The 14,556-nt window shown below is 56.9% G+C and carries 11 protein-coding genes; 8 read left to right on the top strand and 3 right to left on the bottom strand.

Annotated features, from left to right (window positions below; translation table 11 throughout):
* Positions 1-18: 18 nt before the first annotated feature.
* The gene (locus G3M56_RS11175; RefSeq protein ID WP_164365088.1) at positions 19-1,623 is read right to left on the bottom strand and encodes a cation:proton antiporter domain-containing protein; all 1,605 of its coding nucleotides are present in this window, start codon (positions 1,621-1,623) and stop codon (positions 19-21) included.
* Positions 1,620-3,263 carry a cation:proton antiporter gene (locus G3M56_RS11180; protein ID WP_164365087.1) on the bottom strand — a complete coding sequence of 548 codons (1,644 nt, stop codon included), beginning with the start codon at positions 3,261-3,263 and terminating at the stop codon, positions 1,620-1,622. The genes G3M56_RS11175 and G3M56_RS11180 overlap by 4 nt, the downstream gene beginning before the upstream one ends.
* A gap of 368 nt (positions 3,264-3,631) precedes the next feature.
* Here G3M56_RS11180 and gshAB point away from each other — a divergent pair, with 368 nt between their 5' ends.
* The 8 genes from gshAB to G3M56_RS11220 all read left to right on the top strand — a co-directional run bounded on the left by gshAB (position 3,632) and on the right by G3M56_RS11220 (position 10,728).
* On the top strand, positions 3,632-5,941 hold the full coding sequence (gshAB, locus tag G3M56_RS11185) for a bifunctional glutamate--cysteine ligase GshA/glutathione synthetase GshB (RefSeq protein WP_164365086.1): 2,310 nt from the start codon (positions 3,632-3,634) through the stop codon (positions 5,939-5,941).
* A gap of 212 nt (positions 5,942-6,153) precedes the next feature.
* Entirely contained in the window at positions 6,154-7,386 is a 1,233-nt protein-coding gene (locus tag G3M56_RS11190) for a nucleoside recognition domain-containing protein (RefSeq protein ID WP_164365085.1), read from the top strand.
* 27 nt (positions 7,387-7,413) lie between these two features.
* The gene (locus G3M56_RS11195) at positions 7,414-8,571 is read left to right on the top strand and encodes a hypothetical protein (protein ID WP_235203404.1); all 1,158 of its coding nucleotides are present in this window, start codon (positions 7,414-7,416) and stop codon (positions 8,569-8,571) included.
* Between the two features lie 274 nt (positions 8,572-8,845).
* On the top strand, positions 8,846-9,244 hold the full coding sequence (locus tag G3M56_RS11200; RefSeq protein WP_164365083.1) for a hypothetical protein: 399 nt from the start codon (positions 8,846-8,848) through the stop codon (positions 9,242-9,244).
* 15 nt (positions 9,245-9,259) lie between these two features.
* Positions 9,260-9,484: a hypothetical protein gene (locus G3M56_RS11205; RefSeq protein ID WP_235203405.1), complete on the top strand. Its 225-nt coding sequence runs from the start codon at positions 9,260-9,262 to the stop codon at positions 9,482-9,484.
* 3 nt (positions 9,485-9,487) lie between these two features.
* Complete coding sequence (locus G3M56_RS11210; protein ID WP_164365081.1) at positions 9,488-10,168, top strand: MBL fold metallo-hydrolase; 681 nt, start codon at positions 9,488-9,490, stop codon at positions 10,166-10,168.
* A gap of 51 nt (positions 10,169-10,219) precedes the next feature.
* Entirely contained in the window at positions 10,220-10,429 is a 210-nt protein-coding gene (locus tag G3M56_RS11215) for an addiction module protein (RefSeq protein WP_164365080.1), read from the top strand.
* Positions 10,426-10,728, top strand: a complete 303-nt coding sequence (locus G3M56_RS11220) for a type II toxin-antitoxin system RelE/ParE family toxin (protein ID WP_164365079.1) — start codon at positions 10,426-10,428, stop codon at positions 10,726-10,728. Before G3M56_RS11215 ends, G3M56_RS11220 begins: the two co-directional genes overlap by 4 nt.
* 141 nt (positions 10,729-10,869) lie before the next feature.
* On the opposite strand, the gene G3M56_RS11225 is transcribed toward G3M56_RS11220, so the two are convergent.
* Entirely contained in the window at positions 10,870-14,109 is a 3,240-nt protein-coding gene (locus tag G3M56_RS11225; protein WP_164365078.1) for a DEAD/DEAH box helicase, read from the bottom strand.
* Between the last annotated feature and the right edge of the window lie 447 nt (positions 14,110-14,556).

Genomic DNA, 14,556 nt, shown 5'->3' on the forward strand with positions numbered 1-14,556 from the left:
GTGACCGTTGAAATGGTATTAGTTCGCAGCAATCCCCTCTCGGTCGTTGGTTTCCAGCCACGCCATGAAGACATCCGCAGCAGCATCGGCAGTGTGAATGGGAATTCCCCCAGCCCGCTCCACGCTCCGGAACTCTTGATCTTCAAAAACCCGCACCATGACCGGCACCCCGCTCACAACCCTCAGTACGGTGAGCGAATCTTGGACCCTACGCAGCGAGGAAACAACCAACCTTGCCCGCGAGGCTCCAGCACGATGCAGAACGCCCACGTCCGCAGCATCGCCGTGGATCACCTCAATCCCTCGTTGCTCCAGTTGCCGACAAACGATTGCATCATCGTCCACCACCACCACCCGATGGCCTGCGGCGATCAGCGGCTTTACCGTCCACATCCCCGAAGCTCCAAGCCCGAGAATCAACACGTGCCCCTCTGGTTCTGCGCATTGCGTCCCACGGGTGCGGAATGGGTGCAGAGGTAGCAGTGCCTGCGCCAACCGTGAGCGACCTAGGAATGGGGTCAGTGACATCGTCATCACAGCGGCCAAAGCCAGCACCTCAAATCCACTCTGAGAAACATGGCCCGCGCTTACCCCAGCAAGGCACAACAACAACGATAGTTCGCTGATCTGCGCCAGCATCAAACCACTCTCGATTGACGCACGGGCATTGAGCCCCCTCCACTCGGCCAGCACCGCAACCAACGGAGGAGTCACGATCAACACCACCAATGCCAGTTGGCCTGCCGTCAACCACTGCCCGGCCTCAGGCACTCCCAGCAAAGCTCCCAGCATTACAAAAAACAACGCTTGGAAGAACTCAGTAAGCGACGCCAGCTGTCCGCGGATCAGAGAGTTGAGGGGAAAGGATGAAAACGTGAACCCTCCGAAAAATGCCCCCACAATTGGAGGCAATCCCAGCGCCATCGAAATCCACACAAACGAGAACATCACGGCAATCAACCACAGAAGAAGACTCTCCTCATCGGGCTTGATCCGCCGCAACAACGCAGGGACCACGTGACGCTGGGCAAACCACGCCGCCACCCCTAGTAAAACAACTTCACCCAAGCCAATGCTAATGCGCACCCAGCTTCCATCGACCCGCGCGAGCAACACCAAAGCCACAACAAGCAACCCATCCTGAACCAACAAAGAGCCAGTAACCACGCGGCCGAAGGGCTCGAACATCGCTTGGCGTAAACGCAAATTCCGAAGTACGACCACCGTCGAACTCACTGCCACACCAATTCCTAAATAGGTCGACTCCAGAGCACCAAATCCCATTATCCAACTAGCCGCTGCGAAACCTGCGGCTGCAGAAGCCAGAAATTGCACACAGCCAATCCAAAGTACGGCGGAAAAATGTTTGGCAAAACGCCGCGGATTCAATTCCACCCCCGACGCAAAAACTAGGAATACCAACCCGAACTCAAGCACGCGGATGGCACCGCCACTTAGGTCCTCGCCACCCGCGCTACCGGGGACGAAGCCCGCAGGCAACCAGCCCATCAAGTTGACCGCCATCCCCGTCACTATCAATACAGGCAGCGCTGGCAGCCGCGCCATGTGCGCCACCCCGTAGGCGATTGCCGCAGCAGCAAGCAAAAGTATAAATGTGTTCATCTCCCGATCACCCCCATCTCTTCGAGTTTCGCCAATTGGGCTTTCAGCCCATCGGCCCGAGAAATCATGAGGAAATCCACATCCAGCTCAAGGAGGCCCTCGACTACAGAAAGATCAGTCACGTGGATCGCGCTGGGCACCCCGAGGCCCTGACACCGATAAGCCAACAGTTGGTTCACCGCCTCAATCCGAAGCGCCGATACCAGCAACCGGGCCTTAGCCAGTTGGGCCTCATCGAGCACTGAGGCATACTCAACACTCCCGAGAAGGGTCTCGGCTGGCAGGTCGCTGAGCTTCTCTGGATCCGTATCGATCGCCAGAACTAGTTCGCCGCGTTGGTGAAGACGCCGCACTAGTTCGCGCCCCAAAGTGTTCATTCCCACCACGATGATATGCCCACTCAATTCGTGGTCATCGCCGTGCCCCCTCTCTGCATGCCCGGAGGTTCTGAATATCCGCCACCTCAGCAAGCCCAACTTGTCGACCCACGAGTAAAGTCGACGGTTATGGATAATCATGAAGGCGGAAATCGCTATGGTGAGTACTCCGACCAACGCAGTGATTGAAAGAATTTCGCCCCCGATCAATCCGCTCGCCAACCCCATTCCGGCAAAAATGAACGAGAACTCGCTGATCTGCGCAACAGTGACACTCGTTAGAAACGATGTCTCCTGCCGATAGCCCATACGTGTGATGATTAGGATGAATATGAATGGATTTCCGATGAGAACAAACACGGTAAGCACCAGCGTTGGCCACCACTGATCGATCGCCCCCCCAAGATCCATCCGCACTCCCAAAGAGACAAAGAACACCGCAATGAATAGATTCATCAGCGGGTGCACTCGCCGCCGCAGATCGTCATTGTAAGGAAGTTGCGCGAGACTGATACCAGCTAGAAACGCCCCCACCTCGAGCGACAACCCAAAGGCGTGCGCCGCCCACACTAATATAAAGCACCACGTCAGAGCCCAAACCAACAGCATCTCCGGCGAGCGCGACGCCCATCGGAACGGACGGGGCAACACGTAACGCGATGCAGCCAACGCAAAGACCAGCAGAAGAATCATCCCGCCGAACGCTTTGGCCAGCGCAATCATCACCCCGCCTGCATCCATTTCCTCGGCCCCTGAAATCCCAGCAAGAAAGGTGAGAATCACGATGACCACCAGATCCTGAACCAGGAAGATCCCGACCGCGATGCGTCCATAGAGACTGTTTAACTCCCCCTTCTCATCGAGCAGCTTTACCACCACAACCGTGCTGCTGAAGGTCAACGCGATCGCCAAGAAGAGCGCCTCGACCAGAGGAAAACCCAGTGTCCAGCACAGGACATAGCCCCCTGCCGCCGTAAACACCACCTGGCCAATGCCCGCCATGATCGCGACCTTGCCGACATCCCTAATCTTGGCGAAGCTCAATTCCAACCCGACCAGAAAGAGCAGGAGAGCTATACCTTTCTCCGAAATAACTTTCAGCCCGTCGCTCATCTCAACCCAGCCGAACGCAGGGCCAATCATCAACCCGGCGAAGAGATAAACCACGATCGCAGGCATTCGGATCAGCCGACCAAGAACAACCAGCACAGCGGCAGCAACAACAATGGCTCCCAAGTCGTTGAAAAACTGCCCGTCTATCATCGGTGTAACTTTGGTGAGGCGCTAACTGCAAACCAACGTCGCAGGCGACATCCTGCGAGCCCGACCGTCACGAGCGCGTGAGAAGGGCGAAGCAAGAGACATTCCACCACTGATTGGCACCAACTGTAAAGTCACTTCAGCTCCCCTCGTTCGCGACAGCCGCACTGTACTCTCAAAGCGACCGAGTACCGGAGCCCCTGTCCTGATGCCCATTTATCGCCTCCTTCAAAGACCTGAGGATGACAATCCGTGCCGTAGGTTCGCACCGTACTCTGTTTAGCCGATGCAGTCACAGCCCGGTTGAAGCTCGCCGATTAGCCCAGCTCTGCAACCAATTGAGCAAACCCTCAACACCCCTCACATTCACAATGAATATTGGCACCGCCATAACGAGTGAGAATTGCAGTCCCTGGCTCTTGGGCGGCAACTTTGGCATCGAAAAGGAGCACATCCGCGTGGATCGCCAGGGCAACCTGGCTCTCACTCCCCACCCCACCGCCTTCGGTGACAAGCTGGCGAACCCCTATGTAACCGTAGATTTCTCAGAGAGCCAGCTTGAGATGATCACACCACCAATGGGAAGCGCGCGCGAAGCCATAGGGTTCCTGGAAACGATCCATGACGTGGTCAGTGAATCTCTAGACGACGAATACCTGTGGCCACAAAGCATGCCACCCGAGCTACCGGAAGACGGCAGCAAAATCCCAATTGCCCAATTTTCCGACGACTTCAAAGCACTCAACGAATACCGCTATTTCCTCGCTCAAACCTACGGACGCAAACGCCAGCTAATCTCAGGAGTGCACATCAACCTGAGCTTTGCACCTGAGCTGATTGCCTGCATGCGCACATCTCTGGGGCTCGAATCCGTCCCCCTCTCCGAGTTCAAATCTCAGATCTACATGAAGGCTCTGCGCAACATGATGCGCTTCCGGTGGATGCCACTGGCACTTCTAGGCAACAGCCCTGCCGTGCACAACAGCTACGCCGAAACATTCTGTGAAATGCAGGCACTCGGCCCCGACAGCCGCGGCAACCCACTCACCACCTCTATTCGAGCCAGCCAGTGCGGCTATCGTAACAAACTCGATTTCATTCTAGACTACTCAGACTGGCCCCGCTTCCACCGGTCGCTACGTAATCTCGTCGAAAGTAAGCAACTCGTTCACGAGAAAGAACTCTACAACCCAATCCGGGTGAAAACCGATCTCACCAGCGGCGAGATCACCCATTTGGAAATTAGACTGGTCGACTTGGATCCGACAGTCAAAACCGGCGTCCGCCCCGAAAGCCTCCACCTCCTCCACCTCTTTATGCTGTGGGCCATCGCGATTGAGGAACCCGGCGAGTTCGATGAGGTGCAACAACTCATCGCCAGCAAGAACCAATACAACTGTGCTTGTTGCGGTTTGAAAAGCCGGCTCAAAACGATCGCCGGCGATGAGCTCACCGAGGAAGAAGCATCCAACCACGTGGACAGCTTCCTCACCGAACTCAGTGCACTGGTTCCCGCTTCCGCCTCCGAGGCGCAGGACTATCAGGCATCGATCGAAACACTGCGCACCGAACTCAAGACCCCCACCTCATCGCCACTCGAGATTGTACGCAAGGGAGTCATCGAGCAGGGGTTCATCCAGTACCACCTCACTCAGGCGCAGCACTTTGCCGAACTGAGCCAAGTCCGCGGATTCCGATTCAACGGTCTGGAAGATTTGGAGCTCTCGACCCAACTCATGCTGCGTGAGGCCATTGTCAGAGGCGTGACATTCGAGCTTCTCGACCGCAGCGAAAACTTCGTCAAGTTCAGTCGCGACGGACACGATGAGTTCGTCCAGCAAGCCACCAAAACCTCGAAAGACCGCTACAGTGCGGTGCTGATGATGGAGAACAAATTGGTCACCAAAAAAGTGCTCGCCGCTGCCGGTCTCTCGGTACCGCCTGGCGGGCACTACACGGATCAAGATCAGGCGCGAGCCGAGTTCCCCCGCTACCAAGGCCGCCCCATTGTCATCAAACCCAAGTCGACCAATTTCGGACTGGGGATCACCATCCTCAAAAGGAACGACGACCCACTCCACTTCGAGCGAGCGCTGGAGATGGCATTTTCCGCTGACAGCAGTGTGCTGGTAGAACCCTTCGCAGCCGGTCGTGAGTTCCGCTTTTTCCTCATCGGAGACCACGTGGAAGCCATCCTCCACCGGGTTCCAGCCAACGTTCGGGGCGACGGACATCACACCATCGCCGAACTCATCGAGCGCAAGAACCAATCGCCGCTGCGAGGCAAGGGCTATCGCACGCCACTTGAGCTCATCGCCACCGGTCAGGCTGAGCAACTCTTCCTCGAAACGCAGGGGCTCAGCTTTGAATCGGTTCCCGATAGCGGCGAAACCATCTTCCTGCGCGAGAACTCTAACATCAGCACCGGTGGTGACAGCATCGACTTCACCGACGACGTGCACGCCAGCTACAAGGAGATCGCCGTACAGGCAGCACAGGCAATGGGTGTCGCGATCACGGGACTCGATATGATCATCGCAGACATCACCACCCCTGCCACGGACGAAAACCACTCGATCATCGAGATGAACTTCAACCCGGCGATCCACATCCATTGCTTCCCGTTCCAAGGCGAGAACCGTCACCTCAACGCGAAGCTGATGGACTTCCTCGGCTACTAGCGTGCAGCCGCTTCGCTGACGCCCTAGTGGTCTCACAGAGAGTCCTCTTGTTTGGCGTGGCGCAGGAATCACTGCTTTGGCTCTCCAGAGCAGGCTGTGGCCGGACACGATTATCGGGATTTCGCAGTTTCTATCGCCTGTCAGATTCTGTTATCTGATGACGATCAAAGCCCCCGCCCTCCATCTGCGGATCCTTTCCCCTCCCCTCCACCATGGTTCTCAACTTCATCTTCGTCGGGTTCTTCCTGACCGCCTTCGTCTTCGCGTTCGTTCAGTGGACGTTCTACGGTAACCACGAGATCTTCCCCGCAATGCTCGACGCCACATTCTCGATGTCGAAGACGGCATTTGAGATCGCGCTGGGGCTCACCGGCGGCATGTGCCTTTGGTTAGGCATTATGAAGGTCGGCGAGCGCGCCGGGGCGGTAAACATTCTCGCCCGTTTGGTAAGGCCTCTGTTCCGCAGACTCTTCCCCGACCTGCCGCCCGACCACCCCGCCCACGGCAGCATGCTGATGAACATCAGCGCCAACATGCTCGGCCTCGACAACGCCGCCACCCCGCTCGGGCTCAAGGCAATGCAAGAGCTGCAGTCGGTCAACGCCAGCAAGGAGACCGCGTCGAACAGCCAAATCATGTTCCTGGTACTCAACACGTCCGGGCTCACATTGATCCCGATCTCAGTCATGATCTACCGGGCGCAAATGGGAGCCGCCAACCCGGCCGACGTCTTCCTCCCCATCCTGCTGGCCACTGCGATCTCCACACTCGTCGGACTGATTGCGGTCTCTTTGTTCCAGCGCATCAAGCTGTACAACCCAGTGGTGATCGCGTGGCTCCTGGGGATCATCGGCGTGCTCGGAACATCGCTTTGGTTTCTCACCCAACTCCCGCAAGACACCATCTCCGTGATCTCGCGCACGTGGTCTGCCTTTATTATCTTCTCGGTAATTTCAGGGTTCATCGGCCTTGGACTCGCCCGCAAGATCAACGTCTACGATGCCTTCATCGACGGAGCAAAAGATGGGTTTTCCGTCGCCACGCGCATCATTCCCTACCTCGTCGCCATCCTGGTAGCCATTGCTGTCTTCCGTGCAGCCGGGGTGATGGACCTACTGTTGGACGGCCTGCGCTACGCTGTCGCGTTCACCGGACTCCCCAACCAGTGGATCGACGCCATGCCCACTGCCCTGATGAAGCCACTGAGCGGCTCAGGCGCACGCGCCATGATGGTCGATGCCATGGACACCCACGGCGCCGATTCCTTCATCGGCCAACTCGTCAGCACCCTCCAAGGCAGCACCGACACCACCTTCTATGTGCTCGCGGTCTACTTCGGCTCGGTCGGCATCAAAAACACACGCCACGCCGTCACCTGCGGCCTCCTCGCCGACGCCGCCGGCATCATCGCCGCCATCATCATCGCTTATATGTTCTTTGGGTAACCCGCGATGTCGTCACTGCAGCTTCAAATGAAACCACAACTTATACTGATCACACTTTTGAGTGTGATTCTCCTGAGTACAAGTCAGGCGAGCATTGTCTCAACGCCCGAACCGTTCATCATCACATCCCCAAACGGCCAAGCCACCCTGAAGTACATTCCCAATCCCAAAGCCTACAGATCACTCACTGTCGCCCACCGGCTAACTCCGAAGGGCAAACTCAAGGAAGTTTGGAGAGCTTCCGGGCTGAATCTTGGGAAGAGATCAACCCACATCTCGAACTGCGGTCGATACTTGGCTGTACGCGGCAGCGCCAACTTCACCGCTGACTTTGACGTACAGAAAAAAACCAACTCTGAGACGCTCATTACATTTGTGAGGGACGGCCAATCCTTCAAAACGCACACCGCCGACACGCTCATCAAAGATTGGTCACTAGTCGAAGAACGGTTTGCCGGCACAGCTTACAACTTCCACCCATTCGAGCAAACCACACCCAATGGATTTTCGAATGAAACCTTCTTCATGACGCTCATCGACGGCACATGCTACCACTTCGACTACACTACCGGAGAGATTGTCGCCTCAGGCACCGATCGAGGTGCAAAAGGATATTGGGCTCAGGAAAAAGAGGGCATCAAAAGAGGGCTGCAAATCCTCCACACCAACAACAAAATCAAGCAGTTTGAGGAAGAGTTTGAGTTCTCCGGAACCAGAGCAACTAGCTCCTGCGATCGACCCACAAGCAGCCACATCGAACTTTGCAACGAGGGAGCGAACTGGCGCACCGTGATGCTGCTCAAAGATAGCAAAGCTCCTGAGATCGTCGTTGTACACTCTTATATCCCGCTCACGAACGACCACAAAGCAATCCTGAATCTCACCCCGCAGGATCTACTCGCTGTGATCGACCTGGTAAAAGCCAACCAGCAAGTCAGAGCGAAGCTACAAGAACATGAAGCCTTTGGATTCGAGCTATTTATGCAGGGTGACCGCTTCCATTGGAATCAAATCGCGCTCAACCGAGCACTCCTCCAATCCGGAAAGGCCATCAGCGAAACAGATCTGACTGACTGGGTCGGCATCTACGTGAACGACGATACCTACCGCGGAGAAAACGAACGAGAATACCTTTTCCTAAACCGCAAAACCGGAGAGCTACTCGAACTCGAAGACGACGAATAGTCCCACTTCCCCATAGCGCTTGAAACCAGCGCTCTCCAAGGAGATCTTCCCGTAGCTTGAAAACGGCAGACCATTTCCATCCCTCACACTGACGGCGGGACGCCGTCACTCCCGAGACGAGTCTGGGCACTCGAACGCAGATCTCTGCGTCTCCGCGTCTCTGCGTGAGATCGCCCCTTATCCACTCCGCCCGCCAAATCCGCGCCTTTTGCTCTTTGACTCCCGCGCCAGGGCACTGAACACTAGCAAACCGAACACGAGCAAACTTCTACCCATGGAGACCTACGATCCTTACACCGCCCCGGACCCGCAAGAATGGCTCGCGCTGAGCGAACCGAACCGATTCGAGTTGGTCACTGAGTACCTGACCGAAAACGAACCACGGGTGGAAGGTGCGATGATCCACGTGGCCATCCACGTGATGGTGGAAACCCAAGCCGCACTCGGCGACCAAACCAATGTCGCCTACACGCTGGAGCGCTTGCAGGACGAAGGCCTCGACCGCCATGAAGCCATCCACGCCATCGGCCTCATCTTTGCCGAGTTGATGATGGAGTCGGGCGGAACTCAGTTCACCGCCGATGACTACACCGGCGCGCTCGACCGCCTCAGCGCCAGCGCCTGGCTCGAGATGACTGAGGAGCGCAAAAACATGGACGAAGAGGAAATGTAACGGATCGACCACGCCATGTCCCCACATTCCCCCAAACCAAAAATGAGCCCCATGGTGTTCCGCATCATCATGGCGGTGATCGTTTTGTCATCCATCGGCTTCCTGATGATGGTCCACCAGATCGGGTTACCAGACATCGCCGGCATCCCGATGATCGTCCCGATCGCGATCTTTGAACTCGGCACCATCGCAATCGTCGGGTTCGTCCTCCATCGGTCAATGGTTGGTGGAAACCACTAAGCCATGGAGCCGTCCGACATCCTGCGCATCCGCGGAAGTGGCGTCCGCCACCACGTGATCCGCGATGCCTCGGAGCTCTATCTCATCGATACCGGGTTCATCGGAGGAATCCGTCAGCTTGAACAGGCTCTCACTGCTCGCGGATGGCGCCATCTTCCCATTCGCGGGATCCTACTAACCCACGGTCACCTCGACCATATCCTCAACGTCGCACGACTGGCGGCCCAATACGACGCGTGGATCGCCGCACCAGAGGCGGACCTCGCCCACTACGAGGGCAAAGCCCGCTATCACGGAATGTCCCGGATAGCCGGCGCACTGGAAGCGGTTGGCAAACCATTACTCGGCTTCCACACATTCACTCCGAACCGCCTGATCAACGACGGAGATCAAATTGAAATCGGCAGTGGGCTTCGCGTCGTCCAACTGCCCGGACACACCGCAGGGCATTGTGGATTCTTAAATGAGGCATCGGGCCTTCTCTTCTGCGGCGACCTGTTTGCCAGCTTCGACCGGTTCAGCCATCTTCCTCCGACCATCTTCAACCAGGACAACCATCAAGCCAGAGCAAGCCTGACCAAAGCGCTGGATCTACCACTGACCGGCGTTCTACCCAACCACGGAGACATGGCACCATCAGGAGTACATCTGAAACGGATGCGAAAGCTGGCAGAGCGGCTGTGATCTTTTTTTCAACTCGCGCCCCAAGCTGATTTGACGCTATAAATAGACGCGATGATTCCCACTGACGTCTCAAAATTAGCTCCGCAAGAGAAGTTCCAGCTAATGGAAGCTTTGTGGGACGACATGCGTGAAATCGTCGATGGAGCCGATGTTCCAGATGAGCACAAGGAGCTCTTGGATGGCAGACGCAGTCAGGCAGAAGCAGACCACGCCGAACTCATCCCTTGGGCCCAAGCCAAAGCCGATCTGATCAAGGGGTGAAAGCTCTGGTCATCTCCAAAGGTGCCGTTCAAGACATTCGTGACGGAAGCTCATTTTACGATGCTCTGGATCTGGGTCTTGGCGAGTATTTCACCTCAACGATGATCGCCGAGATCGAAGGGCTCCGGATCACCGGAGGAACCCATCGGAAAGCCTACGCGGATTACCATCGACTACTCGTCCGAAAATTTCCGTACGCCGTCTACTACACGTCGGAAGATGACAGAATCATCGTTTGGGCCGTTGTCGACTGCCGCCGCAATCCAGACTGGATTCGCGACCACTTGAAGCAGCTGTAAGCCGCCTCCAGCTAACCCGCCGCTCCCGACTGCCGCTCATTGTCCGATGACCTTTTTCATAAAACGTAAAACCTAACCACCCTAAAACCATCTCCATCGAACCGCGACAACTGAAAACTGCCAGCTGGCACACCCGCAAACTTACCCCAACAACTCCTTCAAATCCTTGTCATCGAGGCCACCCATCATCGGTGCACGGTCGTCGATTGCCAGGTCGATCACGCCCTGTTTGCGTCGCTGAAGGCGCAGCACTTTCTCCTCGATCGTTCCGCGGGTGATGAGCTTGTAGACGGTCACCGGACGGTCCTGTCCGATACGGTGGGCGCGGTCGGTGGCCTGGGCTTCGACCGCTGGGTTCCACCACGGATCAAAATGCACGACGGTATCGGCGGCGGTGAGGTTGAGGCCATAGCCGCCGGCCTTTAGGCTGATCAAGAACACAGGAGCCTTCCCCTTTTGGAAACGATCCACGACCTCGCGGCGGTTCTGGGTCTGGCCGTCGAGATAGCCATAATCCCACCCTTCCGCCTGCAGGTCCTCTTCGATCAATCGCAGCATTTGAACGAACTGACTAAAGACCAAAACGCGGTGTCCCCCCTCAATTGACTCGCGCAATATCTCGCGCAAGAGCTCACGCTTGGCACTCAGATCGGCGTCTGAAACCTTCGCCAATGCCGCCTCATCGAGCCCCAAAAGACGCAAATCACAGCACGACTGACGTAGCCGCAGCAGTGCGGTGAGCATCGCCATCCGGCCTGCTCCGCCACCCTGTTTTGCCAGATCCTTGACCTTGCCACGTGCCTCGTTGACGAGCTTTCTGTACAGGGATGCCTGGGCTGCAGTGAGGTCGGCATAGGCAACTTGAACCAACTTTTCGGGCAACTCCGGAGCCACTTCCGACTTCGTCCGACGCAGGAAAAACGGCTCGACCCGACGTGCCAATCGCCGCCCGATCGACGTATCCGGAGCCCCTCCGGCGAGTGGTTTTTCATAGCGATCCTGGAACGTTTTGAAGCCTCCGAGATACCCCGGTTGGATGAATTCGAAGATCGACCACAGGTCGCGAACCGAGTTTTCCACAGGCGTTCCAGACAGTGCCACACGCGCTTTAGCCTGCAGTTCGCGCACTGCTTTCGCTGCCTGTGATCGAGGGTTTCTTAACAAACTCGCCTCATCCAAAATCACCGCCGAAAACTCAAAATCTCGGTACAGCGAATCGAGGTCACGAGACACCAATCCATAGCTCGTGATGACAATATCCGAGGCATCCAACCCTGTGAATAACTTCTTACGCTGGGGGCCGTGGAGCGTCACCACCTGACGATCCGGCAACCACTTGGCCGCCTCCTGCTGCCAGTTCCCCAGCAGCGAGGTGGGAACCACAACCAGCGCCGGCGCCGACTTCTTTTCCCGCCGCTCCCCGCGCTTCAACCAATAGTCGATGAAGGTCAATGTCTGCAGCGTCTTGCCCAAGCCCATGTCATCGCCAAGCAATATGCCTCGTCCAGCCTCCGCCTGACGAATCATCCACTCAATTCCCTTCTTTTGGTAGTCGCGTAAGAAGCTCTCCAGATCAGCGATAGAGGACCAATTAACCGGCTTTTCCACAAGTCGCTGTGGTGGCTCGCTCCCCACCGCAGCCGACAGGAAATCGGCCTGCACAGAGTCCACCTGGTAGCGCCCGGCGGCCGATTGACGCGGGTCGACATCGAGCAAAGTCTCGTGCATTTCCCGCACGGAATCGAGGTCGACTGCCACCGTCTGGCCACCAGCCTTGAAATGACTGCGGTTTGAGCGCAGCAAGTTATTCACATCCGCGCTGCTCAGACTGATCTCACGCCCCTGATGAACGACCTTGTAGTCGATTTCTGCCATCAACCAGTCCTCCCCGGAGCCCTGCCAGGCAATTTGGGGCCGAACCACCGGTACATTGCCCGCGACGAAGGTAAACCGCTCGCCAAACTCGACGACCCACCCGTTTTCACGCCATCGTGGTGCTTTTTCTGCAATGAACTGAAAAATAGCGTCCGGTTGCTTATTCTTAAAGGATCCGTCAGCTTCCAAAATCCAGCCGTTCGACTCAATTTCGGCCAAAACCGCCTTCTCGAAGTCCCTGCGGCGCTGACGCATCATCGCCCGGCCATTTTCATCGATCGACCACACAACACTCGATTTTGCGTCGGGAGCGACCAAATTGGCACTTTTTACGCCCTCAGAGGAAGATCCTTTATTTACAGGGATGTAAGCGAATTTGACCGATCCTGCCAAATAGTTGGTCGACCCCTCGACTTCGAGCACAGGAACCGGCGGCGCATCGTCGAGTTGTACACATTGGGCCAGCTCATTTTCCAACGCAGTCATCTCAAAGGTCTCGCGCAGATCGTCCAAATGGCCGACCAACCACTCAACTGAAACCGTCAGTGGCGCGACGGTGGCGTCGAGGGCCGCTGCCAGCCAACCTGCGAGCTCGCGCTGCTCGATCGGTGACCAGCCATCGCCAGGGCCAGCAACAGGAACCGCAGACCAACGACCCGACTGTGAATAACTCAACCGCCAGCAATTTACGCCTCCAGCCCCTTTAAGAAGGACATCCGCAGACTTACTCTCAGACTTATTGATGCAGTTATTCGCATCATTATTCACAGTTATCGACACCTCCCAATCGCCCGGATCATCAGAGTCGCATGAGAATTCCGCAGTGAGCTGGGGTCGATGTTCCAAGCCATTCAGAGAGACCGCGTGATCGCCGACAAAGACAACCTCCCCTTCCCCTCTGCCCGTGGGGATCGATCCCTGGGCGGCTCTAAGCTGTGTGAATAACTCAAGCACCTGCGCAACCGGCACCGACAGCATGGCCGAAGTGCGCGGAGCACCAATCTTCTCCAACCACTGGTTGAGCACCATCTGCTCGACCGGTGAAGAGTTCGCATTCGAGGCATCGCCACGCACCACTTTGAGCCCGGCATTTTTCGCACCGGCAGCTTTTCCAACCCATGCTTCGGAGAGCTCGACTGCGGTCGCCCATTCCGAATCGCTCAGAGGCTTCGCTTGAGAGTTATTCACAGCGGCCGGCTTAGGCTTCTTCGCGGTCGGCTTCGGTGTCGGTGCAACCGACTGCTCGATCCACGCCAACGCAACCGCTACCGAGTGACCGCACAGCGCCCCGGTTGATCGCGCTTCCGGACAGCTGCAAAAGTTTTTCACATCGTCACGCCCGAGCACGCGGAAGCCGGCAGCCATCGCGCGTCCACCGGCACGCACCGATCCACGCATCACCGGGTCCTGCCAATCGGCCGCGGTGACCGAGGCGACGAGTTCCTTGCCTTGTTTCATTGCCTTCCATCCGGCGACGTTGCCGAGCCATTGCGTGGTGAGTTCCATGAAGATGATTGGGTAAAGGGAGCGAGCGCTTGTTCAACGCCGAGTCTGCGGGTGGATTCGACGATACGCCATCCCGCATGATCACCCGTACCATGATTTCGCCGTGCGCAAAGACGTAGAAGCCCCGAGGCGTGAATCGCAGCGACCATCTTCGTCCCCCGCCCAGGTAAACCGCACCTTCGGCGCGTGGATCAATTGGCCAACCCACCTGCGGTTGAAACCGCAGGCTAACCAGTAAGCGATCGCTCCGCGATGTCCCCGAGATCCAACCAGCCCCTCCAAAGGCTACGAGCCCGACGCGGGCCTCGATGACGCCCGGCAACCAATCCCCACACCTCACCTCTCCTTCCTCTGCGTCTCTGCGTGAGCCCTCCCTGTCATTCTCCCTTTGGGTTCTTTGGGGCTTTGCGTGAGATTCCAAATCCCCTCCGCGACTCGATTGCGATA

Source organism: Sulfuriroseicoccus oceanibius (assembly GCF_010681825.2).
Classification (GTDB): domain Bacteria; phylum Verrucomicrobiota; class Verrucomicrobiia; order Verrucomicrobiales; family SLCJ01; genus Sulfuriroseicoccus; species Sulfuriroseicoccus oceanibius.